This is a genomic window from Deltaproteobacteria bacterium (genome assembly GCA_029210625.1).
Classification (GTDB): Bacteria; Myxococcota; Myxococcia; order SLRQ01; family SLRQ01; genus JARGFU01.
In genome coordinates this window covers 125,809-151,311 of the sequence record JARGFU010000018.1, presented here as the reverse complement: position 1 = coordinate 151,311, position 25,503 = coordinate 125,809, and the positions used below count along the sequence as shown (strand labels likewise).

General features: G+C 72.2%; 20 protein-coding genes. 12 read left to right on the top strand and 8 right to left on the bottom strand.

The genetic code is table 11. The features are described from left to right. The 5 genes from P1V51_17480 to P1V51_17460 form a co-directional block, all read left to right on the top strand. A partial coding sequence (locus P1V51_17480) for an MYXO-CTERM sorting domain-containing protein (protein MDF1564838.1) occupies positions 1–380 on the top strand: 380 nt, incomplete at its 5' end. Between the two features lie 419 nt (positions 381–799). Further along, positions 800–3,238 carry a hypothetical protein gene (locus P1V51_17475; protein ID MDF1564837.1) on the top strand — a complete coding sequence of 813 codons (2,439 nt, stop codon included), beginning with the start codon at positions 800–802 and terminating at the stop codon, positions 3,236–3,238. Between the two features lie 202 nt (positions 3,239–3,440). Further along, the gene (locus P1V51_17470; protein ID MDF1564836.1) at positions 3,441–6,317 is read left to right on the top strand and encodes a cytochrome C; all 2,877 of its coding nucleotides are present in this window, start codon (positions 3,441–3,443) and stop codon (positions 6,315–6,317) included. A 5-nt stretch (positions 6,318–6,322) separates the two neighbouring features. Next, the gene (locus P1V51_17465) at positions 6,323–7,186 is read left to right on the top strand and encodes a hypothetical protein (GenBank protein ID MDF1564835.1); all 864 of its coding nucleotides are present in this window, start codon (positions 6,323–6,325) and stop codon (positions 7,184–7,186) included. Beyond that, a complete protein-coding gene (locus tag P1V51_17460; protein MDF1564834.1) occupies positions 7,186–7,770 on the top strand; it encodes a tRNA-(ms[2]io[6]A)-hydroxylase in 585 nt (194 codons plus the stop codon). Before P1V51_17465 ends, P1V51_17460 begins: the two co-directional genes overlap by 1 nt. Positions 7,771–7,774: 4 nt before the next feature. Here the strand turns inward: P1V51_17460 and P1V51_17455 are convergent, their stop codons facing one another. From P1V51_17455 to P1V51_17440, 4 genes are read right to left on the bottom strand one after another with little or no spacing between them, the layout of a single operon-like run. Further along, positions 7,775–8,575 (bottom strand): outer membrane lipoprotein-sorting protein, encoded by an 801-nt coding sequence (locus tag P1V51_17455; GenBank protein ID MDF1564833.1) that lies wholly within the window; start codon positions 8,573–8,575, stop codon positions 7,775–7,777. 12 nt (positions 8,576–8,587) lie between these two features. Beyond that, positions 8,588–10,846 carry an MMPL family transporter gene (locus tag P1V51_17450; GenBank protein ID MDF1564832.1) on the bottom strand — a complete coding sequence of 753 codons (2,259 nt, stop codon included), beginning with the start codon at positions 10,844–10,846 and terminating at the stop codon, positions 8,588–8,590. Then, positions 10,843–11,460, bottom strand: coding sequence for a TetR family transcriptional regulator (locus P1V51_17445; protein MDF1564831.1), 618 nt, complete (start codon positions 11,458–11,460; stop codon positions 10,843–10,845). Before P1V51_17445 ends, P1V51_17450 begins: the two co-directional genes overlap by 4 nt. Then, a complete protein-coding gene (locus tag P1V51_17440; GenBank protein MDF1564830.1) occupies positions 11,460–12,968 on the bottom strand; it encodes a hypothetical protein in 1,509 nt (502 codons plus the stop codon). The genes P1V51_17445 and P1V51_17440 overlap by 1 nt, the downstream gene beginning before the upstream one ends. A gap of 136 nt (positions 12,969–13,104) precedes the next feature. On the opposite strand from P1V51_17440, the gene P1V51_17435 reads away from it, so the two are divergent. Then, positions 13,105–13,500, top strand: coding sequence for a hypothetical protein (locus P1V51_17435; protein ID MDF1564829.1), 396 nt, complete (start codon positions 13,105–13,107; stop codon positions 13,498–13,500). Here the strand turns inward: P1V51_17435 and P1V51_17430 are convergent. Next, positions 13,497–16,499, bottom strand: a complete 3,003-nt coding sequence (locus P1V51_17430; protein ID MDF1564828.1) for an N-acetylmuramoyl-L-alanine amidase — start codon at positions 16,497–16,499, stop codon at positions 13,497–13,499. The two genes, P1V51_17435 and P1V51_17430, sit on opposite strands and share 4 nt — an antisense overlap. Positions 16,500–16,566: 67 nt before the next feature. On the opposite strand from P1V51_17430, the gene P1V51_17425 reads away from it, so the two are divergent. Then, positions 16,567–17,601, top strand: coding sequence for an alpha/beta fold hydrolase (locus P1V51_17425; GenBank protein MDF1564827.1), 1,035 nt, complete (start codon positions 16,567–16,569; stop codon positions 17,599–17,601). Further along, the gene (locus P1V51_17420; protein MDF1564826.1) at positions 17,598–18,545 is read left to right on the top strand and encodes a hypothetical protein; all 948 of its coding nucleotides are present in this window, start codon (positions 17,598–17,600) and stop codon (positions 18,543–18,545) included. The genes P1V51_17425 and P1V51_17420 overlap by 4 nt, the downstream gene beginning before the upstream one ends. Here P1V51_17420 and P1V51_17415 read toward each other — a convergent pair whose 3' ends face one another. After that, entirely contained in the window at positions 18,546–19,025 is a 480-nt protein-coding gene (locus tag P1V51_17415) for a hypothetical protein (protein MDF1564825.1), read from the bottom strand. Between the two features lie 70 nt (positions 19,026–19,095). Between P1V51_17415 and P1V51_17410 the strand changes: the two genes are divergently transcribed. Next, a complete protein-coding gene (locus P1V51_17410) occupies positions 19,096–19,998 on the top strand; it encodes an RluA family pseudouridine synthase (protein ID MDF1564824.1) in 903 nt (300 codons plus the stop codon). A 113-nt stretch (positions 19,999–20,111) separates the two neighbouring features. Then, positions 20,112–21,257, top strand: coding sequence for a VWA domain-containing protein (locus P1V51_17405; GenBank protein ID MDF1564823.1), 1,146 nt, complete (start codon positions 20,112–20,114; stop codon positions 21,255–21,257). Positions 21,258–21,336: 79 nt separating this feature from the next. Here the strand turns inward: P1V51_17405 and P1V51_17400 are convergent, their stop codons facing one another. After that, positions 21,337–22,503, bottom strand: a complete 1,167-nt coding sequence (locus tag P1V51_17400; protein MDF1564822.1) for a hypothetical protein — start codon at positions 22,501–22,503, stop codon at positions 21,337–21,339. A 139-nt stretch (positions 22,504–22,642) separates the two neighbouring features. Between P1V51_17400 and P1V51_17395 the strand changes: the two genes are divergently transcribed. Both P1V51_17395 and P1V51_17390 read left to right on the top strand, forming a co-directional pair. Further along, complete coding sequence (locus P1V51_17395) at positions 22,643–23,209, top strand: DUF4126 domain-containing protein (protein MDF1564821.1); 567 nt, start codon at positions 22,643–22,645, stop codon at positions 23,207–23,209. A gap of 45 nt (positions 23,210–23,254) precedes the next feature. Continuing rightward, positions 23,255–24,415, top strand: coding sequence for a hypothetical protein (locus P1V51_17390; GenBank protein MDF1564820.1), 1,161 nt, complete (start codon positions 23,255–23,257; stop codon positions 24,413–24,415). Here P1V51_17390 and P1V51_17385 read toward each other — a convergent pair. Then, entirely contained in the window at positions 24,379–25,503 is a 1,125-nt protein-coding gene (locus tag P1V51_17385; protein ID MDF1564819.1) for an extensin family protein, read from the bottom strand. The two genes, P1V51_17390 and P1V51_17385, sit on opposite strands and share 37 nt — an antisense overlap.

The window sequence follows — 25,503 nt, the reverse complement described above, 5'->3', positions numbered from 1 at the left end:
TCTTCACCAACCGCACCAACGAGGCCGTGCGCTACACCTGGACCGTGACCAGCGCCCCGAGCGGCTCCCGCGCCATCGTGGAGAACCCCAAGGGCACCGTGACCGTCTCGACCCCCTTCGAGTACCACTACCTGGCCGACAAGGTCGTGAGCTTCACCCCCGACGTCCCGGGCAACTACGAGATCGAGGTCACCGCCGAGACGGTCTGGGAGGACCGGGTCACCCGCGAGATGAACGCCCGCTCGACCTGGAAGACCACCATCGTCGCCGACGGTGAGCCCAGCCCCGTGGGGTGCTCCAGCGCCTCCGGCAACGGCGCCAGCCTCCTGGGCCTGCTGCTCATCGGCCTGGCCGGCTTCGCCCTGCGCCGCCGCGACTGATCGAATACGGGGACCCCAGGAGGGTCCAGAGGAACCGTTGGAGCGCCGTCCCGGCCTGGCCGTGGCGGCGCTTCTCTTTGGTTGACGCCGTCTTGACGGGGCACCACACCCTGCTCCCCGCAAATGGTGCGAGGGGTGGTGCAAATCTAACGGCTCATCGCGTCATGGGGTCGGGGTGGGTCATGTGGCCACAGTAAATCCAGGGGTGACCATGGGGTGTGTGAAATCGCCCCAGGGTACGGAACTTGCGGTGGAGAGGAGTCGCTCGGCCGTTCCGATCCTCGGACCTCGTGAGCGCCCAATGCTAACCGGAGGGCTTCGCCATGCGTGCTCCCGTGCGCCTCCTTCTCGTCTCTGCATCCATCTTCCTCCTCTCCGCCTGCGAAGGCCCCGCCGGTCCCGCCGGCGAGCAGGGTCCCGTGGGCGACCCCGGTATCGGGTGCACCGCCACTGACAACGGTGACGGCACCTACGACATCAACTGCGACGGCAACGTCGTGACCGTCTCCGACGGCCAGGTCGGTCAGCAGGGCGGCTCCTGCACCGTCGTGGACAACCTGGACGGCACCAAGACCATCACCTGCGACGACGGCACCACCGCGGTCGTACAGGACGGCACCGTCCTCGACCCCGCCGACGTTGACGTCGAGGCCTGCGCCACCTGCCACAAGGGCGCCGGCGCCAGGCACCAGGCCGTCTACGCCGACTACCTGGACTCCAAGGGCGGCAACCTCGAGCTGACCCTGGACTCGGTGACCAGCGTCGCCAACGGCGCCAACTGGGACAACACCCTGACCTTCACCGTCACCCTGAACGGCCTGCCCTACGTGGACGCCGCCGGCCTGCCCGGCCTGGGTCAGAAGCGCTTCATGGGCCTGGAGTACACCGGCGGTCAGTACGTGAACCCGATCTCCTTCGGGACCATCGCCCCTACCGCCACTCCGGGTCAGTACACCGCGGTCTCCCTGAACAAGACCTACGCGATCGACGCCTCGAACGCGGCCGTCTATGGCTATGTGGGCACCGAGCGGCTCGACGACGCCGCCGGCGGTCACGTCGGGCTCTACGCCGACGTCGCCAGCGCGGCCCTCACCTTCGGCACCTGGGCCACCGACACCGTCGGCAACACCAAGGCCAAGGTCTCCGGCTGCGAGAAGTGCCACGGCGCCCCCTACATGAAGCACGGCTACCGGGACGCGGTCGTCACCGGCCTCGAGGACTTCGACTCCTGCCGCTTCTGCCACTACGACAACCGGGCGGGCGGGCACGAGGACTGGCAGGTCCTGGTCGACGATCCCCTCCGCTTCACCCAGCTCGACACGACTCCGCTGACCGCGGCCGAGGAGGCGAAGTACGCCTACACCGCGAACGTGATGAACGACACCCACATGGCCCACGCCATGGAGTTCCCCTATCCGGCGTCGATGGCGAACTGCGCCACCTGCCACGAGGGCTTCCTGACCGACATCACCTCGCCGGCGAACTTCAACATCACGACCTGCAAGAGCTGCCACCCGGTGACCGGTAGCGCTCAGTACGGCACCGCCGATCTCGCTCTCGAGACCCTGATGTCGAACACGGCCGCGCACCGCGAGCCCTACGCCACCGCCTGCCCGACCTGCCACACCGGCGGCGCGTTGACCCCGACCTTCGCGGAGATCCACTCCGGCTACAACCAGATCATCTACCAGGCGCCCGACGTGAAGTGGGCCGAGATGTTCGTCACCACAGTGGACACCGTCTCCTACAACGCGACCACGAACGTGCTCTCGATCGCCATCAGCGCCACCGAGGATGCCGCCTCGACCTCGTCCCTGGGCGTCGCGGACATCACCCCGACGATCATGGTTGGCCTCTACGGCTGGGAGACCAAGGACTTCATCGTGGGGCCGCATGAGCGTGACTCGAGCCGCAACCGCCTCCTCGAGTTCGTCATCGACGGCGTGGAGACCAACCCGCGCCTCACCGTCACCGACGACGGCAGCACCGGTGACGGCACCTGGGCGATCGACGTCGATCTCTCGATGTGGGCCACCGAGCTCACCGACGGCACCGTGCTGCGGGCCGAGGTGGGCGTGATGCCGGCGCTCATCCAGCCCGTGGGTGAGAAGGACCTCAACCTCGGAACCTGCACGGCCTCCTGCTCTCGCGGCGAGTACTGCTCGGGCACCACCAACACCTGCACGCCGGAGGACGACGTCGTGCTGGGCACCGACGCGGTCTCGCGGACCTTCGACTTCGCGGCGAACGCCTTCGACGACGGGCACTTCGAGCCCATCGTCGATGTGGCCAAGTGCAACAGCTGCCACGACCAGCTGGCCACGACCTTCCACTCGGCTGACCGGGGCGGCAGCGTCGTCGTCTGCCGGATGTGCCACATCACGAAGAGCGGCGGCTCGCACCTCGAGATGCAGTCGCGGTCGATCGACTCCTACGCCCATGCGATCCACAACTTCCAGGCCTTCGACTCCGGCGACGTCGACTTCACCGATCCGGTCGAGAAGATGCGCTACGAGCTGCACATCGAGCACACCATCCCGACCTTCACCGCGAAGGGCTGCGAGGCCTGCCACAACCCGGGCACCTACGATGTCCCGGATCAGGCGAAGTCGATGGGCGGCCTCCTCTCCGGCTCCGACACCTGGAACGTCGATCGCGCCATCGGCGACGTGCCCTCGGTGATCGTCGGCCCCGGCGCCCGCGCCTGCGGCGGCTGCCACCGCGCCGAGCTGATCAACGAGGACGACGCCAACGGGCTGCTGGCGCTCAACCAGCACTTCGCGTCGAACGGCTATCGGGTCGAGGACACCAGCCTCCTCGAGCAGATCGCCGCCGTGATCGCCTCCTTCTTCGAGTAGGCGACTCCACCCACACGGGGCGGGCCTCGAGCCCGCCCCCGCGGGGGGGCCATGGAGCCCGTCACACCGCCGGCCGGTGTGGCGGGCTTCGTGCGTCCAGAGGGTCGTAGAGCGTCGTAAACAACCGGTTGGATCGGCGGTTGGCTGGTGGTATGCGGGGTGCGGTCCTCGCTCTCCCACCAGCACATCAGAGGGTACTGTCATGCGCGCGACCCTTCGCGTCTTCCTCGCCGGTCTCTTCCTCTTCTCGACTGCCTGCGAGGGCCCCGCCGGCCCGGCCGGAGCGGCCGGTCAGGTCGGGGACCCCGGGACCCCCTGCACCCTCACCGACAACGGTGACGGCACCTACGACGTGAACTGCGACGGGACGGTGATCACCCTGCGGGACGGCGCGGGCGCCACCTGCAGCGTGGCCGACAACGGCGACGGCACCAAGACCATCTCCTGCTCCGACGGCACCAGCGTCGTCGTCCGCGACGGCAAGGACCAGACCGCCGGGGAGGTCATCCCCTGGGCGGGCGGCGTGCCCATCTCCCGCCGGGTCCACGCCATCCACAACGGACAGAACCTGACCTACCCGAACGAGACCGTCGCCTACAACGACCTGGTGAAGGGGCGGAACTGGGACATCGAGTTCACCCAGGACATCCGCAACTGCGAGACCTGCCACCCGACCGCCACCACCAGCGGCAGCTTCCTGACCGAGCCGGACCGCCACGCCTGCCGTGGCTGCCACGACTCCGACGCCGCCCAGGCGCACTACAAGGTGATGACCTTCGATCCGACGCCGAACGCCCCCTGGAGCGGCGACGAGGAGGAGTCCTGCAAGGTCTGCCACACCGGCTCGACCGTCGGGACGGGTGTGGGGCAGAACCACTCCACCGGCTACCTGCTCTCCACCGGCGAGTACGAGGCCTGCCCTCCGGGCACCACCCCGAGCGACTGCGGCAAGTTCTTCGTCGACATCACGGTGACCAGCGCCGTGGCCGATCCCGCCGGTCAGCTGGTGGTCGAGTTCCACGTCGCCGACAAGAAGGGCCTCCCGGTGGACACCTTCGACGGTACGGTGCCCGGCCCCCAGAGCGACATCCAGCTCTCGGTGGTCTCCCTCGAGCCGCCGACGGCCACCCGCGCCTACAGCCAGTGGGTGCCCTACATCTTCACCACCATCACCGTGCCCGCCGACGGCCCCTGGCCGAACCCGGCCGGCACCTCGGCCGACATGGGGTCCTCCGAGGACATCCAGGCCAACGCCGCCAACTTCATGAACCTCGGCGGCGGCAACTACCGCTACACCTTCACCGCCAACCTGGCCAACGCCACCGCCAACGGCCAGCCCATCGTCTACGATCGCAGCCGCCTGCACCGGGTCGAGGTCCGCACCGGCGGGCACGAGGACGCCACGGGCGAGGGGACCTACGACTGGGTCCCCGACGGCAGCGCGTCGGCCTACACCCGGGACATCGTCCCCACCAACGTCTGCCAGAGCTGCCACGGCGAGTTCGAGTTCCGCGGGCACGGCGGCGACCGCCTGACCCTCGAGGGCTGCAACCTCTGCCACAACTCCTTCTACAGCAGCCCCTTCAACGACGAGTCCCTGGGCATGGTGAGCCTGGTCCACAAGATCCACTCCGGCAGCCAGCTCGCGAGCATCCCGGGGGCGGACGGCCTCGTCTGGGACGATCCCGCCACCGCCGCCGACGAGTCGGCCGACAACGGTGACTACGTCATCTACCGGGAGCGCAACGGCAGCGTCCGGGAGTACCGCTGGTGGGAGGCGACCTTCCCCGCCGTGATCGCCAACTGCACCAAGTGCCACACCGGCAGCGGCGCCAACGTGGACAACTGGAAGACCGTCCCCTCGCGCTACGCCTGCGGGACCTGCCACGACACCACCTCCTTCGTGGACCCGCCCCCGGCCGGCAAGGTCCTCCACACCGGCGGCGCCGCCACCAGCGACGCGGGTTGCGTGGGCTGCCACCCCGCCTCGGGCACGGCGCTGGCGGTCGAGGAGTCCCACGACTGGGCCTCCAAGACCCCCCGCCACCAGCCCGAGTTCGGCGTGACCCTGAGCGTCTCCACGCCGGCCAACGGCACTCACTTCGTGGCCGGAGAGTCCCCGGTGGTCACCCTCGTCCTGGACAAGGCCGGCACCCCCATCGACCACACCACCGTGGTCGAGGACGACGACGGAGCCGAGGGCTGCACCGCCGCCGAGTCCGAGGGTGACGCCTGCCCGGCCGAGGACGGCAAGTTCACCGCCGCCTACCTCTTCGTCCACGGGCCACGGGGCAAGCGCAACCCGGTCCTCACGACGGCCGCCCGTGCCGAGGTCTACAGCACCGGCACCGGGCCCTTCGACATCTCCTCCATCGACGCCCAGCTCAAGCTCGCCGTCGACGGCGGACGGACCATCCGCCTCGAGGACCTCGCCGCGGGCGCCGGCCTGGCGCCGGGTGAGATCGCCGTCCCGGTGGCCAGCGGTACTTTCGCCGATCCGGCCGCCGCCACGGTCGCCGAGATCATCGCGTGGCTGAACGCCGACGCCGCCTTCAACGACCGGGCCATCGCCTACGAGGAGGACGGCCGGCTCGCCCTGCGCAGCCGCAACCTGGGGACCGTCTACTCGATCCAGCTCCTGAAGAGCGCGGTGACCGCGGCGGTCTTCGGGGGAGACACGAGCCTCCAGACCCTCGGCGGCTACTACCCGAACAACGTCGTCTACCAGCACGTCGATCCGGCCGAGGACGATCCCAAGGCCGCCTGGAGCGCCGGCGCCATCACCTACACCCTCGATCCCGTCGATGATCTGATGCCGGGCACCTACGTGGCCAGCGTCGAGATCGCCGACCGGGGCCGGGTGAACGGCAGCGACTACGCCACCCCCTCCGTGGGCTGGGTGACCTTCCAGGTGAAGCAGGCGGCCGAGGAGCTCCCCCCGGCTGGCAACTGCGCCACCTGCCACCAGGACGCCAACGGCCGGGGCTTCGTCCTCGACTTCGCTCGCCACAACAAGCAGTTCTCGAACGACGCCATCGACCAGTGCGGCGCCTGCCACGACCTGCAGAACCGCGACTGATCGCGGTGATCCTGGCGCTGGGGCTCTCGGCGTGTCCGGGCCGCCCCGGCGCCGAGGAGCCCCCCGCGCCCGCGGTGGAGCCGGCGGCCCCGGCGGCCGGAAGCGGGGAGGGTGAGGTCCTGGCCCGGGTGAACGGCCGCCCCATCACCCGGGCGGAGCTGGACTTCACCCTCCGGCGCAACCCCCTCACCCGGGGCCGCTCCCTGAGCGCGGAGCAGGAGCGGAACCTCCTCGAGGTCCTGGTGGAGCAGGAGATCCTGGCCCAGGAGGCCGAGGCCCGGGGGCTGGATCGCGACGAGCGGATCGCCCGGCAGCTGGAGCAGAAGGAGGCCGAGCTCGCCGACCTGCGGCGGCGGCTCCTCGCCCGGGAGCTGCGGGGGCGCCTGGGCGCCGAGGCCCCGAGGGTCAGCGACGACGAGGTCCGCCAATACCACGAGGCGAAGCGGGCGCAGCTGGCGCAGCGCTACCACGTCCAGCAGATCCTGCGCCGGAGCGAGGCCGAGCTCGACGCCCTCTGGGGGCGGATCGAGGCGGGCGAGGACTTCGAGAGCCTGGCCGCGGAGGGGACGCCGGAGGCCCTCCCCGCGGGCGGGAGGCGGCCCTGGGATCTGGGCTTCCTGCGCTGGACCCAGCTGCCCGAGCCCTGGCGGCCGGTCCTGGAGGGGCTGGAGCCCGGCCAGGTCGGGCGCGCCTCCGGAGGGGAGGGGCGCCACTGGCTCTTCCGGCTGGTGGCCCGCGAGCCGGAGCCCGAGTCCTCCCTCGAGACCCTGCGGCCGGCGCTGCGAGCCGACCTGGAGCGGCAGGCGATGGCCCGGGCGAAGGAGGAGGCCGAGGCGGCGCTCCGCGCGCGGGCCGAGGTCGTCTACTGATGAGCGCGGAGGTGCAGCCCCTGCGGTGGGCCACCCCCCGGGAGTGGACCGAGATCGCCGGCAGGGACATGGCGGCGGTCCTGCAGGATCACGCCCACCTCGAGAAGAAGGCCGCGGCCTCCGCGATGTCCCTGGTCAGCGCCTACCCGGAGCACGACCAGCTGGTGCGGCGCTGCGTGCGCCTCGCCCGGGAGGAGCTCCAGCACTTCCAGCAGGTCCACGCCCTGCTCCTGGCCCGGGGCCTCCCCCTGGGCAAGGACGGGGGCGACCCCTACGCCCGGGCCCTGCTCGAGGAGGTGCGCCACCCCCGGGACCAGCGCCTCCTCGACCGGCTGCTCGTCTTCTCTCTCATCGAGGCCCGCTCCGGCGAGCGCCTGGCGCTCCTGGGCGAGACCCTGGAGGACGAGGAGCTGCGAGCCTTCTACGCCGGCCTGGCGAAGGTGGAGGCGGGGCACTTCCGCCTCTTCGTCGAGCTGGCCGAGTCCCTCTTCGAGCCCGCGCGCGTGGCGGAGCGCCTGGAGGTGCTGGCGGCCCGGGAGGCCGAGATCGCCGCCGCGCTGCCCCTCCGCCCCCGCCTCCACTGAGGCTCTATTGCCGCTCGAGGTAGCGGGTGGTGAAGTAGTCCTCGGGGATGTCCTCCCGCAGCTGGATCTTCTCGATCTTCAGCTCGGAGTTGCGCCCGTTCTGGAGGTTCTTCATCGTCATCTGCATGGGGCGGTAGCGGCCCTGCTTCTCGTCGACGAGCTTCACGCCGGTGGCCGAGAGCTCGCGGTGCAGCTCACCGTCGAGATCGTAGTAGGTGACCTTCCGCCGCACGTGGTCGGCCTTGCCGATCCAGGCGACGCGCCGGGAGAAGCCGTTCTCGTCGGCGATGTCCTCGTCCTTGGGCTTCTCCTCCAGCTTCCAGCAGTCGACCCCGTCCGCCTCCTCGGAGCCGAGGAGGGTGAAGACGAAGTCGCCCAGCGGTGGCGGCGTGATGTCGGAGTAGGTGAACTCCGAGCCCATGAAGCTCTTGGCGCGCTCGGAGGAGACGATCTTCCGGGTCTTGCGCAGGGAGGGGAGGAAGAGCCAGAGGTCGTCGGTCTTCTCCGGGTAGTCCACCGAGAGCAGGCCGGTGCCCTTCACGTCGGCGGGGGCGAGGAAGCGGGTGAGGCGCTTCTCGATGCCCCCCTCGTAGGTCCGCGAGACGGCCGCGATCTTCCGCACCCGGCTCTGGCCGGCGGCGTTGGAGATCGTCAGCTGGGAGATCATCTCCGCGCCGTCGAGGCGGCTGGCGTCGTAGGCGGCCTGGACGATCGCCTGAGCCGTCGGGGCCTCTGCGTCCTCGGCGAGGGCGAGGGCCGGCAGGAGGAGGGAGAGGAGGGCGAGGGAAGAAGTGAGGCGGCGCATGTTCGGGCTCCTTCAAGCGGGCTCGAGGAATCGGGGCCGGACGATCAATACCAGAGCGGGGAGGAAGACCATCGCGGCGACGAGGGCGGCCGAGATGGAGACGGTGACGAGGAAGCCGAACCACTGGATCGGCCGGAAGCCGGAGGAGAAGAGGATGGCGAAGCCCACCACCACCGAGAGGGCGTTGAAGACGATGCCCCGGCCGGTGGTGACGAGGGTCTCGTGGACCGCCTCGGCGGGCTCGCGCGTCCGGCGCTCCTCCCGGTACCGCCAGAGGAAGTGGATCGTGTAGTCGATGCCGACGCCGATCATGATCGACGAGAGCAGGGCGGTGATGTGGTTGAGCTCGATCCCCATCAGCCCCATCAGCCCGAAGAGGGCGGCCATGGCGGCGCCGAGGGGCGCGGCCGAGATGAAGCCGGCGGTCAGGGAGCGAAAGAGGATGGCGACCAGGACCATCACCATGAGGAGGGAGAGGGCCAGGCTCCAGAGCTGGCCCACGACCAGCGCCTTCACCAGGGAGGAGAGGAGGCGGGAGAAGCCGCCCACGCGCTCGAAGACCGTCTCCGGGTGCCCGGCGATGAAGCTCTCCACCTCCCGGGTGGCGCTCTCCAGATCGTAGGTCGAGAGGGAGGCGATCCGCGCGGAGAGGAGGGCGTGCTCGTAGGGGAAGTCGACCATCCGATCGAAGTCGGTGGGGTCGCCGCTCATGGAGTAGAGGAGGAAGAGCTCCGCGACGGCCTCCCGGGTCTCGGGGATCGTGTCGAAGGAGGGGTCCCCGCCGTGGACCGACTCGTTCATCTTGCGGACCACGCCGGCGATGGAGCTGCTCTTCTCGATGATGGGCATCGCGAGGAGGCGCTGCTCCAGGGCGTCGATCTCCTTGAGCACCGCCGGATCCTTGATGTCTCCCTTCGCCAGCGCGGCCACGTCCAGGCTGCCGCCGAACTTCTCCTGGAGCAGGAGGGTGGCCTTCGCCAGCTCGGAGTCGGCGGGGAAGAAGTTCACCACGTTCATCTCGATGGTCAGCAGGAAGCTGCCCAGGGCGATGGCGCCGACGAGCACGCTCGAGGAGGTGACCACGGTCCGCGGCCGGGCGACGACCAGCGTCGCGACGCGGCCGAGGGCGCGGTCGAGGAGGTGTCCCCCGGTGGCGCTGACGTCCCGGGGCCGGGCCTTGCGCAGCACGGTGAGCACCGCCGGGATGAAGGTGAGGCTGCCCAGCAGGGCCCAGGTGACCCCGGCGGCGGCCAGGACGCCCACCTGCCGGGCCGGCACCAGGATGTGGGAGAGCATCGCGAGGAGGCCGGCCACGGTGGTGAGGGCGGTGGCCAGCACCGGTCCGCCGAGGGCCTCGACGATCCGGGTGACCAGGGCGGGGCGATCGAGCTGGGAGTCCGGGTGGTTCTCCTCCTGGTACCGGGCCAGGATGTGGATGCCGTAGTCGTTGGCCACCGCGATGAGGATCACGGGGAGCAGCACGGTGATAAGCTGGAGCTTCCATCCCAGGAGGGGGAGCATCCCCATCGCGAAGACGATGGACATCACGACGACCACGAAGGGGAGGAAGACGCCCCGCAGCTGCCGGAAGCAGACGAAGAGGAAGATCAACATCACCAGCAGGCCCAGGGGCAGGAGCTTGCGGATGTCGTTGGCGATGCCCCCGGCCATGTCGGTGCGGATCACCGGGGAGCCGCCGACCGAGACCTTCTCCGGCCCGGGGACGGCCGCGATCGTCTCCCGGACGGCCTCCAGGGTCGCGCGGTCCGGGGCCGAGATCTTCAGCTGACACACCAGCGCGGTCGCCCGGAAGTCCCTCGAGACCACGGTGCCCATCAGCAGGTCGTTGGCGGCGAGCTGCCCCCGGAGCTTCTCCCGGGCCTCGGCGCTCTTCGGCACGCGCCGCACCGCCCGCTCGACCACCATCATGCCCTCCTCGGCGCGGATGTCGTTCGCGGTGGTCAGCGACATCACCCGATCGACCCCCTTCACCCGGGCGAGCTTGCGGGAGAGCTCCTTCACCCGGCCGAGGGTCTCCTCGGAGAGGACGTCGTCGCCCTCGAGCACCACCATGATGAAGTCGGTGCCGCCGAAGAGCTCGTCGATGGCGTCCATGTCCACCCGCGCGGGGAAGTCGGTCGGGAGCATCGCCTTGAGGTCCGGCTCGATCTCCAGGTTGCGCAGGTTCGAGCCGACGGCGGCGGTCGCCAGGACGAAGAAGACGATGAAGAGCCAGGGGTGGCGGGTGACGAGGTAGGAGAGGCGCTTCATGGGGAGTCGGTCTCCAGGCCGGAGAAGCCATCGAAGAGGACCTGGACGACCAGGTCCGGCATGCGGTCGTAGAAGTCGGCTTCGAACTCGATGCCCGGGAGGGTCTCGAGCTGATTGCGGAAGAGGAAGTGGCCCGCGATGAGGCCGACCATCGCCGGGACGAGGAGCTGGGGGCCGATCCGGTGGCCGGTCTCCGCCTCCAGGAGGGGGACCAGCTTCTGGCTGATCAGCCCGAACATCAGCTCGAAGCGCTCCCGGGGGAGGCCGGAGAGGCCGTCGGGCTCCAGGGGCAGCCGGTTGAGGAGGATCCGCAGGATCTCGGGATCGTCCCGCAGGACCCCGATCATCACCGCGGCGATCTTCCGGACGATCTCACGGGCGCCCCCCTCGCTCTGCACGGCCTCGGCGGCGCCGGGGAAGACCCGGTCGAAGTAGCTCTCGGTGATGGCCTGGAGCAGGCCCTCCTTCGAGCCGAAGTAGTAGTTGATCATCGCCAGGTTCACGCCGGCGCGGCTGGCGATCTCGCGCACGCCCGTGCCGGCGAAGCCCTTGCGGGCGAAGAGGTGCTTCCCGGCGGCGAGGATGCGCTCGCGCGGCTCGAGCTCCCTCGCCATCAGAAGCTCCCGGAGACCTCGACGAAGCCGGCGCTGAGCAGCGAGTCCATCAGGCCGAAGAGGGTGTCGTCGGGTCCGTGGTAGAGCTCGGCGCCGAGGCGCAGGGAGAGCCCGTCGGCCAGGTCCCAGTCGAGGGCGGGCCGGAGCATCCACTCCTCGGTCGAGAGGTTGTACTGGCCGGCGAGGTCGATCGAGACCGTGTCGTGGAAGCCCATCCAGCGGACGACCAGCCCCAGGGCGTGGCTGGTCTCGACGCTCTGCCCCTGCACCATGCGGGTCTTCAGGCGGATCTCGTCGTAGACGAGCGCCGGGGTCTCTCCGCGCACCATCGCGTCGAGGAAGGCCGTGCGCTCGTCGGGCTCGAGGGAGTCGAGCAGGACGGTGAGGTCCGGGGGCTCGTCGCCGCCGAGGAGGGGGCCGAGCTTGCTCTCCAGGCCGTCCCACTCGAGCACGTGACGACCGACGTACTGGACGACCACGGTGAGGTTGGTGGCGACCTCCCGGTCGAGGCCGACGATCCACTGGAGATCCGGGAGCGGGATCCACTCGGCGTCGTCCTTCACCTCCGACTCGAGGGGGAGGCGCAGGGCGGCCTCTCCCCGCAGGCCGGCCAGGGTGCCGAGGGCCGTGGCGAAGTCGAGGCCGACGAGGTGCTGGCGGTAGGCCTCGAAGCCGGCGCCGAGGCTGGCCGGGCTCTCGGTGTTCGCCGGATCGAGGGTGAAGCTGTGCAGGCGCAGGCCGGGGAAGGGGGCGTGGCCGTGGACGTAGCTCACCGAGGCCTCGAGGGCGGAGGTCTCGAGGTGCAGGCGCGCCGCCGCCGTCCCGTTCTCCAGGCGGGCGTCGGGCCAGGCGGGCTCGACGAGGGTGATGGGGCCCGGGAGCTGGAAGGGCGGGAAGCGGGAGGGGAAGTAGGCCGGCAGCCAGACCAGCTCCAGCTTCATCGGCTCGAGGTAGAGCTGGGTGCGCAGGGCGAGGGCCGCCGCGCGCCGGTCGTCGGGATCGGCCGAGCGCATGCCCATGTTCTTGGGGGAGAGCACGTCGGTGGGGTTGAGCCCGTCGGCGCGGCCCCAGGCGATGATCTGGTGGCCGAGGCGAAGGTCCAGGGGACCCAGGAAGAGGTCGAGGTAGGCCTCCCGCAGCTCCAGCCCGGAGAAGGCGGCGTCGTACTCGTGGCCGGCGCGCAGGCGCAGCTCGGCGAAGGCGCTGCCGCGCTTCCCGTGCCGGCCTCGGGCCGTCAGGGCCAGCTCCCCGTAGCCGGCGTGGAGGCCGGGGCCCTCACCGGCGAAGGCCTCGCCCACGAAGGCCGCCCCCCGGACCCGGCCGCCCAGCTCCAGGGTCGGGCCCCGGGAAGGCGCGGGAGCGGAGGCCGCGTCCCCGCTCTCCTCCCCGGCCGGCGCGCCCTCGGCCTCGGCCTCCTCCAGGGCCTCCTCGAAGAGCCCCTGCGCCCGCAGGTCGGCGGGCGTGGAGAGGGCGAGGAGGAGGGCGAGGGTTCCGGGGAGGGGCCGCATGATCGAACCCTAGGAGTTGAACAAACGTTTGTCAAACGGATCCAAGATACTGAAAACAAAGAAGAAGGTCAGAGGGAGCACCTCGGGGCCGGGGGGAATACAATGCCGCCGTCCCCTTCGAGTCGAGGAAGAGCCCATGAGTCCCGCGCTCGGCGTCGTCGTCATGATGAACAACTACCTCCACGACGTGGCGACGGCCCTGTTCGTCTCGAGCGGCGTGGCGCTCTGGGCCATCCAGAAGCACCACCTCGACCTGAGCGTGCGCGAGGCCAACCTCTACTTCCTGCGCCTCTACGGGAGCATGAGCCGGCTGGCGAAGTTCTCCCTGATCTGGATCCTCGTCGGGGGCGTGCCCCGCCTCTACTTCTACGTGGACTTCGAGTGGGCCAACGCCGTGGGGAAGGTGCAGGTGCCCGCCCTGATCGTGAAGCACGTCATGATCTTCATCGCGGTGGGCGCCGGGGTCTGGCTCTGGACCCGGCTGCGGAAGAAGGTGGCCAGGGTCCGCGCCAGCCTGGAGGCCAGCGCCTAGGTGGCGCGCCGGCGGCGCGCGGCGAGGGCGAGGAGGATCGCGAGGGCGAGGCCCAGGGCCTGGGGGGCGGCGCCGCTGGCGGTGCAGCCGCAGTGGCCGGTGACCACCAGGTGCCGCCGGCCGTCGCCGGCGTCGGGGAGGATCCCGCCGTCGGGGGTGAGGCCCTCCACCGGATCGGTGCCGGCGGCGCACTCGTCGGCGGTGCTGACGCCGTCCTCGTCGGGATCGAGGGCTCCGTCGCGGCCGTCGAGGGGGTCGAGGCCGTACTGCAGCTCGCAGGCGTCGGAGGCGCCGTCGAGGTCCCGGTCGCCGGAGGGCAGGCCGGGGAGGGCCTGGGCCAGGATCCGGTCGAAGATCGAGCGGCGAGCGGTCACCGAGACCACGGCCTCGAGCCCGACCCCGAAGGTGTAGGCACCGGGCCGGGCGACGGCGGCGCCGGTGCCGTCGGGGTAGGTCAGCACGACCTGCGCGTCCCCGAGGGCCTCGAGGACGTCGGGGTAGCGCACCTCGTAGATGCCGCCATTGCCGTCGTCGAAGTCGAGGCCGCGCAGGCCCTCGAAGAGGGCGCCGGTGACGGCCTGGAGCTGGAAGGTGTTGGCGTCGTCGGCGGCGTAGCGTGCGCCGAGGGTGCCCTCCAGGAAGGCGAGGTCGTCCGGATCGGTCGAGGTGTTGCCGAGGTGGTAGCCCAGCTCCTCCCCGGAGAGGACGAGGATCGTCCCGCCGGCGTGCGCCGCGGCGAGGGCGTCGCGCAACTCCACCTTCAGGGCGCGGTGCTCGGTGGAGTTCTTGCCGACGATCACGTCGACCAGGCGGTAGTCGGCCGGATCGACCGCGCCGGTGACGAGGGCCTCGTCGCTGGCGCCGTCGAAGTGGAGATCCCCGGACGTGAGGCCGACCAGAGCCTCGCCGTGCTCGATGGCGTGCTGGCGGTCGTTGTCGATCTCCTGCACCCAGGCGTCGTGGCGATCGTAGGCCGAGACCACCAGGGCCTCGGCGCTCGTGACCGGCGGGCCGGGCAGATCGTGGGCGCCCCGGTAGCCGGCCACCACGACCTCGGAGGGGAGCCCCAGGCCGTCGTCCGAGGCGGCGACCACCCGGAAGGCGTAGGCGGCGCCGGGCTCGAGGGCCTCGGGGCCCAGGAGGAGGGGCGGCGCGTCGACCAGGGTGCCGCTGTCGAAGGCGCGCCCCGGCCGCCCCTCGCCGAGGCGGGCCTGCTGCACGGCGTAGCGGGTGGCGCCCGGCACCGGCTCCCAGCCGATCTCCAGCCGGCCGTCCAGCCGGTTGCGGGCGATGAGGTGGGTCGGGCGCGGCGGCGGGGCGTCGGCGCCCGGATCGAAGAAGCGGGCGATGCCGGCGACGACCCCCCGGGCGTAGGCCTCCCGCCAGCGGGGGTCGTGCATCGTGCGGTTGTCCGGGTAGCGCGGCGGGGGGGAGCCCGAGGGGGCGCTCAGGTTGTCGAAGAAGGCCGCCTCGACCAGCACCCCGGGGGCGTCGTCGAGGACTCGCAGCTCACCGAAGTTCGCCACCCGCCGGCCCCGGTCCCCGAAGTTGGGATCCCAGTCCGCGCGCACCTTCTCCAGGATGGCCGCGTGGACCGCGTCGATGAGGGCGGTGGAGCCCGGCGGATCGTCGCAGCCCGTCGCGGCGGTCGAGGTCGAGTGGTCACCGTAGAGCTGACAGGAGTAGCGGTAGGTCGACATCCCGTTGGCCGTGGAGCCGCCCGCGGTGCCCGAGGCGTTGCCGTGGAGGGAGACGTAGAGGTCCACCCCGGCGTACTCCACGTAGGCCGGCCGGATGGTGACGTCGCCCAGGGAGTTGACCGCGGTGGGCGCGCCGGCGAAGGGCACGTAGCTCTTCGCCGCCATCTCCCACCAGGGCTTGCTCGCGGTGGTGAAGGTGCCGCCCCCGATCTTGAGGGCGTCGGCGATGAGGTAGCCGTCGCCCGCTCCGGGAGAGAGGGTGAGGCGAGAGGTCGGCCCCAGCCAGGCGAGGCCCAGATCCAGCCAGAGGGTCCCGGGCCGCCGCTGATCGACGAGGTAGGTGCGGGTGCCGCCCGCGTGCTCGAGGGTGAGCACCGCCCGGGAGGTGCGGTTGGTCCCCTCCAGCCAGCGCAGGGCGAGCCGCCGCTCCCCCCAGGCCGCCGGGGCGTCGGCGAGGGCATAGACCGCGGTGGAGGAGGCTCCGGGCGCGGCGGTCCGGTAGTCACCGTCGTAGCTGCCCGTGCCGGTGCCGTCGGCCCAGGTGCCCACCTCGGAGTGGCCGGTGTTGCCGTCATCGACGATCACGCTCGGCGCGGTGTCCATCCCCGGCTCACGTACGACGACCACCTCGGCCCCCATCCGCTGCAGCAGGGGGATGACCCAGTGGGTGGCGATCTCGGCGTTGAAGAAGTCCTCGGTGATGCCCCGGGCCGAGGAGGAGAAGGTCCAGTTCACGCGCTGGGTGCGCCAGCCGCCGGCGCCGTCGTCGATCCAGCCGTGCCCCGCCGAGACCCCGATCCGCCGGCCCTCCAGGCTGCCCCCCAGGGGGAGGTCGAGGAGGAGGGGGGAGGGGGGCAGGGTGGCGATCACGCCGGCCGGCGGCGGGCGGGGGAGCACGAGGGGCAGGTCGAGGCCGCCGAGCGGGCGGGGTTCGCCGCCGGGCGCGGCGACCAGCACCTCGACGCCCCCCTCCACGCCGGCCGCGTCGAGGGCGCCGAGCAGGGTCTCGAGGCGCAGGGCGTCCAGGACCTCCTCGTCGACGCCGGCCGCGTCCGCCGGCCGCGCGAAGCTGCCGGCCACGAGCAGGCGCTCACCCCCGGGTCCCCGCGAGTGGGAGACGATCCGGAGATCCGGCGGGAAGAGCGGGCGCCCGTCCGGACCGGGGGGGCTCTCGCGCCCGAGGCGCTCGATCACCTCGGCCGGCGAGGGCGGCGCCGGGCGGGCCGGCGTGGCGATCGAGAGCAGCGCGAGGGCGGCGAGGCCGCCGGTGGTTCGCCAGGTGAGGGTGCTCCCGAACACCCTCCTCACCTATCACCTTCGAGGGCGATCGAGCATCCGTCCTGAAGTTGGCGTATGAACGAGGGGCATGACCCTGCGCCTTCGAGCCCACCGCCGCCTGGCCCACTTCCGGCCCTTCGCCCGGGCCTACGCGACGCCCGACGAGACCGAGCACCACCGGATCCGCACCGCCGACGGGGTCGAGCTGCGCCTGCGCCGCCTCCCGCCCCGGCCTCTCCCGGGCGCGCCCGTCTCCCGGCCCGAGCCGGTGATGCTCCTCCACGGCCTGGGCTCGAACCCCCTGGGCTTCCTCTTCCCGGGGCGGAGCTTCGCCGCCCACCTCTCGGCCCGGGGCCACGATGTCTGGCTGCCCGAGCTGCGCGGCAGCGGCCAGAGCGGCGTCGACGGCTTCGAGTGGACCTTCGGCGACTACCTCAGCCAGGACCTGCCGGCGATCCTCGATCACATCCGGCGCCACTCCGGCTCGCGGCGCGTGGCCTGGGTCGGCCACAGCATGGGGGGCATCCTGCTGCTCTGCTGGGGCATCCGTCACGGGGGCGCCGAGGTCAGCCGGGGCATCACCCTGGGCTCGGCCCTCGACTACCGCCCCGGCCAGACCCGCTTCTCTGCCCTCGAGCCCCTCGAGCCGATCCTCGAGCGGATGATGGCCCTCCCCTACGGGACGGTCTCCCACCTGGCCGGCCCCCTCTGGGGTCGCTTCGAGGTCCTCGACCGGCTGAACGTCTGGCCGCCCAACATCGAGCCCGAGCACACCCGGCGCCTCCAGAGCATGGCCTTCCACACGATCCCGATCAGCCTGCTGCGCTCCCTGGCCGGGGCGCTGAGGGAGGAGGGGCTGCGGGACGAGCAGGGCCGATTCCTCGACGACGCCGGGCGCTACCCCATCGAGACGCTCATGGTCGCCGGCAGCCGCGACGCGCAGGTCTCGGTGGAGGCGGTCGAGGACACCGCCCGGCGGGTGGGCGCCCGGCTCGAGGTCTTCGGGCGCGGCCGCGGTACGGTGGAGGAGTACGGACACTGGGATCTGATCCTCGGGCGCCGGGCAGCGCAGGAGACCTGGCCGGTGCTCACCGCGTTCCTGGAAGGGGAGGAGGCAGGATGAACACGCACACCCTGGGGTGGGGGTGGCTCGCCCTGCCGCTCCTCGTCCTCACGCTGGCCGGGCCGGCCTCCGCCAGGGCGGGCGAGCGGCTGCTGCCGGGCACCCCCCGCAAGGCGATCGCCGGCACGGTCACCCTGCGGGTGCCCACGGGCTTCGTGAGCTGGTCGGAGGGGCAGGTCTTCCGGGTCGCCCGCAAGAAGGGGGAGGAGAGCCTCGGCCGGCTGACCCTCTCGGCCTTCCCCTCGGACGCGCGCCTGGAGGAGGCGAGCCCCACCGAGGTGCTGGGACCCCTGGGGGAGGAGGTGCTGGCGGACGTCGAGATGCGCCACTCCGGGCTGACCCGCCTCTACTGGGAGGATCGGGAGGCGCCGCGGATCGTGAAGCTGCCGGGGGGCGAGGCCGGCCGCCTCGTGCGAGGGGCCCCCGCTCGCGACGGGACGCCGCTGACCTTCTTCGTCGCCGCGCTGCGCGCGAAGGGCTGGGTCTACCTCCTGGGCGGGGTCTGGCCGAGCACCGAGGACGGGCGGCTGCTCCCCGCGGCGGACACCCTGCTGCACACGCTGCAGGTGCGGCCGCCCCGGGAGAACGCCGCCCTGAAGAAGAAGCTCCTGGGCTGCTGGGACCTCGTCCCGGGGAAGGGGAGCAAGAGCACCCGCGGCCGCTACGTCTTCGAGGCCGAGGGGCACTACCGCTACGAGGGAGAGGTGGCGATCACCCTACCGGGCGCCGAGGGCTTCGGCTCCCGCGACGAGCACGGCAGCTACCGGGTGCACGGCAAGGAGATCTTCACCCGCAACGATCACGGGGAGCCGGGCCTCATCCCCTTCCGCCTGCAGGGCGCCCAGGCCCAGCTCGGCGGCGCCCGCTACCGTCGCTGCCCGCAGGGCGCGGAGCCGCCCGCCGGGCACGACGAGCACGACGGGCACGACCACGACGGTCACTGATCAGTGGCGCAGCGGCGGCGCCCGGGGGACGTCGATCCCCTCGGGCACCCCCTGCCGGCGCCCGCGCTTCTTCCCGGCGAGCTTGTCCTTCGCGGGCTGGTGCAGCCGCCACTCGGGGCCGGTCATCGAGATCACCAGCTTCAGCAGCCTTCGCCCCTCCGCCTTCTCGGCCTTCGTCCGCTTCCGCCGCAGCAGGCGGGAGCCGTCGTCGTAGAAGGGCCGGGCCTTGTGCTGGAGCAGGGCGATGATGGCGTTACCCTCGACCTCGTCCCCGGCGTCGAAGAGGATCCGGGCGCTCCGGTAGGCGGCCGGCCAGTCCTCTGCCTTCAGCGCGGCGAGCGCCCGGGGGTGCGCCCGCTCCCGGAGGTGCCGCCGCAGGTTCTCGTCCCTCCAGGTACCCTTGGGCAGGAGGGGCACGCTCACGGCCTCGGCCCGCCGCAGCTGCTCCATGGCCTCGGGGAGATCCTCCCGCCAGCGCATGGGGGGATTCTATCGGATAGATTCGGACGATGCTGGAGCGGCCGGGAGATCGAGCCTCGCGGGGGCGCGCGTGAATCGCGGCTGGCGCTACGCCGAGCGCATCGGCGGCCGCGGCGTCGGGCGGACGGTGCTCGAGCACCTCTGCCGGGAGTACCGCCACGGCGACGAGGCGACCTGGCGGATCCGCATCGAGGCGGGTGATGTCGAGGTGGAGGGGAGGCCGGCCGGCGCCGATCACCTCCTGGAGGCCGGTGAGGAGCTGGCCTGGCAGCGGCCGCCCTGGGAGGAGCCGGAGGTGCCCCTGGCCTTCGGTCTGATCCACGAGGACGAGGCGATCCTGGTGGTCGACAAGCCCACCGGCCTGCCCACCCTCCCCGGGGCGGGCTTCCTGGAGCACACCCTGCTCCATCAGGTGCGCGCCCGGCACGGTCCGGCCGATCCGATGCACCGCCTCGGGCGGGGCACCACCGGGCTGGTCGTCTTCGCCCGCACCGCCGACGCCGCCCGCGTCCTCTCGGCCGCCTTCCGGGACCGGGCGGGCGGCAGCGGTCTGGTGAAGCGCTACCTCACCCTCGTCGAGGGCCGGCCCGCGCAGGACGCCTTCGAGATCGAGGCGCCCATCGGCCGGGTCCCCGATCCGATCCTGGGGGAGCTCCACGCGGCGACCGAGGCGGGCAAGCCCTCGCTCTCCCGGGTCCGGGTGCTCGAGCGGCGGGAGGCGGCGAGCCTCTGCGAGGTGACCATCGTCACGGGCCGCCCCCACCAGATCCGGATCCACCTCGCCGCCGCCGGTCATCCCCTCCTCGGGGATCCGCTCTACGGGGTCGGGGGGGGTCGCCGGCCGGGATCGACCACCGTGCCGGGGGATCTCGGGTACCTGCTCCATGCGTGGACCCTGGAGTTCAGGCATCCCGCGAGTGGGGAGCCGGTCGCGTTCACGGCGCCCCCGCCCGAAGGCCTCGTTCCGGTCTGAGGCTCGCTTCTGCGGACCGGGCACGCGCTCGCGCACGGCCTCTCCCCGGCCCGACAGATCCTCTGCGCACCCCGTTCGTAGGTAGGGGGGAATCCGATCCCAAGGAGCCCCCCATGAAGACCCGCTTCGCCCACGCCGCCCTCCTCGCCGCCCTCCCGGCCCTCCTCCTCCCCGCGCTGGCCCGGGCCAGCCGCCCGGTCCTCGACGATCGCGCCGCGCCCCGGGAGCGGGTCGAGATCGCCATCCTCCTGGACACCTCGGGCTCGATGGACGGCCTCATCGACCAGGCCAAGACCAAGCTCTGGGGTCTGGTGAACACCGTCGCCAGCGCCCGCCACGCCGGCCGCGCCCCCGACCTGCGGGTCGCCCTCTACGAGTACGGCAAGTCCTCGGTGCCCGCGCGGCAGGGGCACATCCGCCAGGTGGTCGGCCTCACCCGGGATCTGGACGCGGTCTCCGAGGCCCTCTTCTCCCTGCGGACCGACGGCGGCGACGAGTACTGCGGCCAGGCGATCGAGAAGGCGGTCACCGAGCTCGAGTGGAGCGAGGGCGATCACTACCGGGCGATCTTCATCGCCGGGAACGAGCCCTTCACCCAGGGGCCGGTGAGCTTCAAGTCGGCCATCTCGAAGGCGCGCCAGGAAGGCATCACCGTGAACACCATCCACTGCGGTGACGAGGCCTCGGCCCAGGCCGGCCAGTGGAACGCCGCCGCTGCCCTCGCCGGCGGGAAGGCGATGAACATTGACCAGAACGCCGCGGTGGCGACGATCGTGACGCCCTACGACGCGAAGCTCGCCACCCTCGGCGCCAAGCTCAACGACACCTACGTGGCCTACGGCACGCGCGGGAAGTCCAAGGCCTCCCGCCAGCGCAAGCTCGACGAGAAGGCCGCCGAGGCCGCGCCGGCCGCCGCCGCCGATCGCTCGGTGGCCAAGGCCTCGGGTCAGTATCGCGCCGACGACTGGGACCTGGTCGACGGCCTCGCCTCGGGCGCGGTCAGCCTCGAGGCGCTGGGCGACGACGACATGCCCGAGGAGCTCGCCGGCAAGAACGAGAAGCAGCGCGCCGCCTTCGTGAAGGAGAAGGCGAAGGAGCGGCAGCAGCTCCAGGAGGAGATCCGCGAGCTCGAGCAGAAGCGCCGCGGCTTCGTCGCCGAGGCCCGCAAGAAGGCCGGCCCGAAGAAGGACACCTTCGACGTCGCGGTCGAGGGCGCGGTCACCGAGCAGATGAGCGCCGCCGGCTTCGACTTCGAGTAGGCCTCCGATTCATCCCCGAACCCGCCGCCTCCTCGGGTGTGCGCCACGGATCGGTGGCGCCCCCGGGGAGGCACTTTTTTCAGGGCGTCAGGCGATAGGCGCCGCCGACGGCGAGGACCGCGACGCCGCCGGCCGGCGACCAGACCTCGCTGGCCTTGGCGAGATCGTAGAAGGCGAGGGCGAAGCGGCCGTTGAGATCGAAGGCGCTCTTCTTCGAGCTGAAGAGCGGCCGCTCGAAGTCCACGAAGGCCTGCACCCCGAAGCCGGCCAGGGAGCCCAGCCCCATCCCCACGTTGATGCGGGTGCCGGCGTCGACGGTGGTGGCCGCGAAGGAGAAGTCCACCCAGAAGGCGGTCGGCTGGTTCGAGAGATCGTACTCGGCCGCCGGGACCTTCCAGGCCCCGCCCGCGTAGCCGCCGGTCAGCGCGAGCTCGAAGCGCTGGTAGCGGAAGGCCACGCCGGCCGCCGGGATCACGGTCGCCCGCGTGTAGTCGGCCGTGTACTCGGTCTCCCCCGCGTCGGTCTGGCGGGTGCCGAAGTGCCAGGTCCCGGTCAGGTCGGCCCGGAGGTGGATCCGGAGCTGGAAGCCCGGGAAGGGCTTGCGCGTCGAGTGGCGCCGGGGCGGGTCGGGGCGGCGCAGGGCCGTCGTCGCCGCCGGGGCGGGGGCCGCGGCGCCCGGCGCCTTGCTGGCCCGGGGGTCGCCGGCGACGAGCTCCTCCAGGGCGCCGGAGAGGACCGAGAGCACGGGCTCCAGGGTGTCGGCGCCCTCGATCTTGCGGGAGACCCGGCCGAGGGCCGCCGCGTTGCCGCTGTCGAGGAGGGTGAGGTTGAGGAGCACCGTCTGTCCGTAGCGGGAGACGTCCCCGTAGATCACCCGCTCGGCGCCGAGGGAGCCGGCGATCTCGGCGAGGCAGCTGCCGTTGTCCTCGCAGCCGAGCATCTGCTGGCGCGCCTCGAGGCCGAGGAGGGCGGCGATGTCCTGGTCCCCGATGACCTGGTAGACGCCGAGGGCGCCGAGCTCGGAGGCGCAGAGGCGGGAGAGGCCGGTGAGCTCCTCCGGGCTGACCCCGGTGGTCGCCGCCAGCCCGCTGAAGAAGGCCTTGGGCTTCCCCTCCGGCGCGGCCTCGCTCGCCGCGGCGGGCGCCGGCGCCGGCACGGCCTCGACCACCTCGGCGACCGCCGCCGCCGGCGGCAGACCGAGCGCCAGCAGGAGGAGCGCGGGGAGGAGCGGGCGCCGCATCGACATGAGATGCAGATAGCATGGACGCCCCCCGGTGCCAGCGGTCCCGGCGATGGGCCCCCGGAAATGCAGTAGGTTCAGGCTGTCAGAGGGGCGATCGCCCGATCGTCCGGCGCTGCGGGAATCAGGAGAGAAGGAGGAGCGAATGAGCGAGACCATCCTGGCCATCTCCCTGGGGGTCGGCCTCGCCGCGGCCTGCGGCTTCCGGGTCTTCGTGCCCCTCTTCGCCCTCTCCCTCGCCGCCCTCTCCGGCCACGTGGAGCTCCACGACTCCTTCGCCTGGGTGGGCACGCTCCCGGCGCTCGTCGCCTTCGGCGTCGCAACCTTCCTGGAGATCGGCGCCTACTACTTCCCCCTGGTGGACAACCTCCTCGACTCGGTGGCGAGCCCGGCCGCCGTGGTCGCCGGAGTGGTGGCGACCGCCTCCTGCGTCACCGACATGAGCCCGCTGATGCAGTGGTCGGTGGCCATCATCGCCGGCGGCGGCGCCGCGGGGGTGGTGCAGCTGGTCACCGTGAAGGCGCGCCTCGCCACGGCGGCCTTCACGGGAGGCACCCTCAACCCGGTGGTCTCCACCCTCGAGAACGTCGGCGCGATCTTCCTCTCGGTGCTCGGGGTGCTCCTGCCTGCGCTGGCCCTCGTCCTCGCCGTCGTGGCGGTCTTCCTCCTCTGGCGCTGGAGCCGCCGCCGCCAGGCCGCGGCCGCGGCCTGAAGCCAGGGGAACCTCCGTCACTCACCCGGTGTCCACACCGGGTAGATGCGGATCCCTCTCTTCGCCGCCCTGACCCTCCTCCTCGGGTCGCTGGGCCTCCTCTTCCAGGGTCTCCTCGCCGCGCCGCTCGCGAGCCTGCCCGCGCCGCGCGGGGGCGGCGCAGGGGCACCTCCACCCGCGTCGCCGCGCTCTCCGGGCCGCCTGGAGCTGCCCCGGGATCCCCTCTGGGCCGCGCCTCCCGCGCTCGCCGCCGGCGGGGAGGAGGGTGAGGAGGAGGCCAGCGCGCCGCCCGCCGAGACCCGCCGCGGCCTGCGGGTGCGGGTCTTCGGCGTCGACAACGCCGTCGTCCGGGGCGCCCACCTGGTCTGGGTCGAGGCGGCCCGCCTCGACGATCCCGGCTTCCTGCCTCCCGAGGATCCGCAGGCCTCCACCGATGCGGGGGGCTGGGCGGAGCTCGAGGACCTGCCCGAGGGCCCGGTCTACCTCTTCGCCACCTCCCCCGAGCCGGATCCGGAGGGGGAGGCCCACTTCGCCTGGCGGGAGCACCGGGTCCTGCCCCGGCCCGTGGACGAGGCACCCGAGGAGCTGGAGCTCTGCCTGGAGGCCTGGCCGGTGGGGAAGCTCGAGGGGAGGGTGATCACCGGCAGCGGTGAGCCCGCCGACGGCGTCGAGCTGAGCCTGCGGCCGGCCGTGGCGGGGGACGAGCTGCACCGCTTCCTGCGACCCTTCCTAGCGGAGGACCTCCACCAGTGGGGGGATGGGAGCTTCGCCATCCCGATGATCGGCGGCACCTCCTGGATCGTCGAGGTGCGGGGGCAGCTCGGACCGGAGTCCGCGCCTCCCCTGGCGAGCCGCCGGATCGGCCTGGCCGACGTCGGCGCTCGGCTGGAGCTGGTGATCCCCGACGAGGCGCTGGTGCGCTGCCGCCTCTGGTCCGCCGAGGGGCGGCCGGCGGCCATCTCCGGACACTCCCTGAGCTGGCACCGCACGAGCCCCTCCGGGGGCGCCGGCGGCGGGATGGGGATGGCTGGCAGCCACGGTCGCCACCCGGAGGTGCGCTTCGTCTGGCCGGAGCAGGCCGACGAGGTGCGCGTCGAGCTGACCGGCGCCTGGCCCGAGCGGGGGAGCGCGACGGTCCTGCTCACCGCCCCCACCCAGGCCTGCGAGGCCTACCTCTCCTCGACGAGCTCGGGCCCGGGCCGGTAGCGCAGCTCGAGGTGCAGGTGGTCGCGGTGGGCCTCGTTGCTCGCGGGGGTGAGCACCTTGTCGAAGAGCTTCTCGGCCTTCAGCTCGCGCACCAGCGCGCGCAGCGCCCGCTTCTTCTCCCGGTCCTTCCCCTCCCAGTCCGCCTCCACCGACACGGGCGTGCCGACGGCGCGCTCGAAGGCGGTGATGTCGATGGCCAGGCCCCGGCCGTGCCCGGAGAGGGAGCGGGTGCCCGCCACGCCGCGGCAGACGTAGGTGCCGTTGTGCTCCACCTCGACGATCCCGTGGCGGGCCAGCAGCTTGGCCAGCGCCTCCAGCGCCGGCGCCAGGTCACAGGCCACCAGGAGGTGGTCGGCGAAGCGCTGCCCCTTGGCGCGGAAGTCGACGCCGTGCAGGGGGCTCGAGAGGAGCACCGGTGTGTCGATGATGCAGAGGGACTCGTCGGGCACCGGATCGTCCGGCGTGGCGCCCCGGGCGTCGGTGTCCGCGAGGTCCGGCCGGGCGTAGGTGAGGCCGAGGTCGTCGAGGCGCGCGGTGCAGGCGGTGGGCGCCGCCGGGTGGCCGTGGTCGGGGAGGCAGACCAGGCGGGCCTTCTGCTCTCCGGCGCGCCGCAGGCTGGTGCAGACGTAGCCGGGGCGGCAGCCGCTGTCCGTGAGGTGGAGGTTGCACTGGGCCAGGCAGACCGCGGCGTGGCCCTCCACCGGGCTCTCCACGCAGAAGGTCGGGGCGTAGTGGTCGCCGCGCTGATCGGGGCAGAGGCGGTCGCAGCTCCGGGAGCAGGTGCCCCGGGGGAAGCCGTGTTCGGCCCCGAGGCAGAAGGCCCCCTCGTAGTCCTGGCAGTCCGCGTCCTCGTCGCAGGCGGCGCCGATGAAGCCGGGGTTGAAGGCCTGGTCGATCACCTCGAGGCCGGCGTCGGGAGGCGCGCCGGCGTCCACCGGCGCTGGGCCGGCGTCCTCGACCCGCGGCCCGGCGTCGTTCTCTCCCCAGCCCGGGTGGGCGACGCGGGCGGCCTGGTAGAGGCCGAAGCCGGCGCCGGCGGTGATGGCCCCGAAGAGGAGGAGCCAGTTGGGCTTGCGCACCTCGCCCAT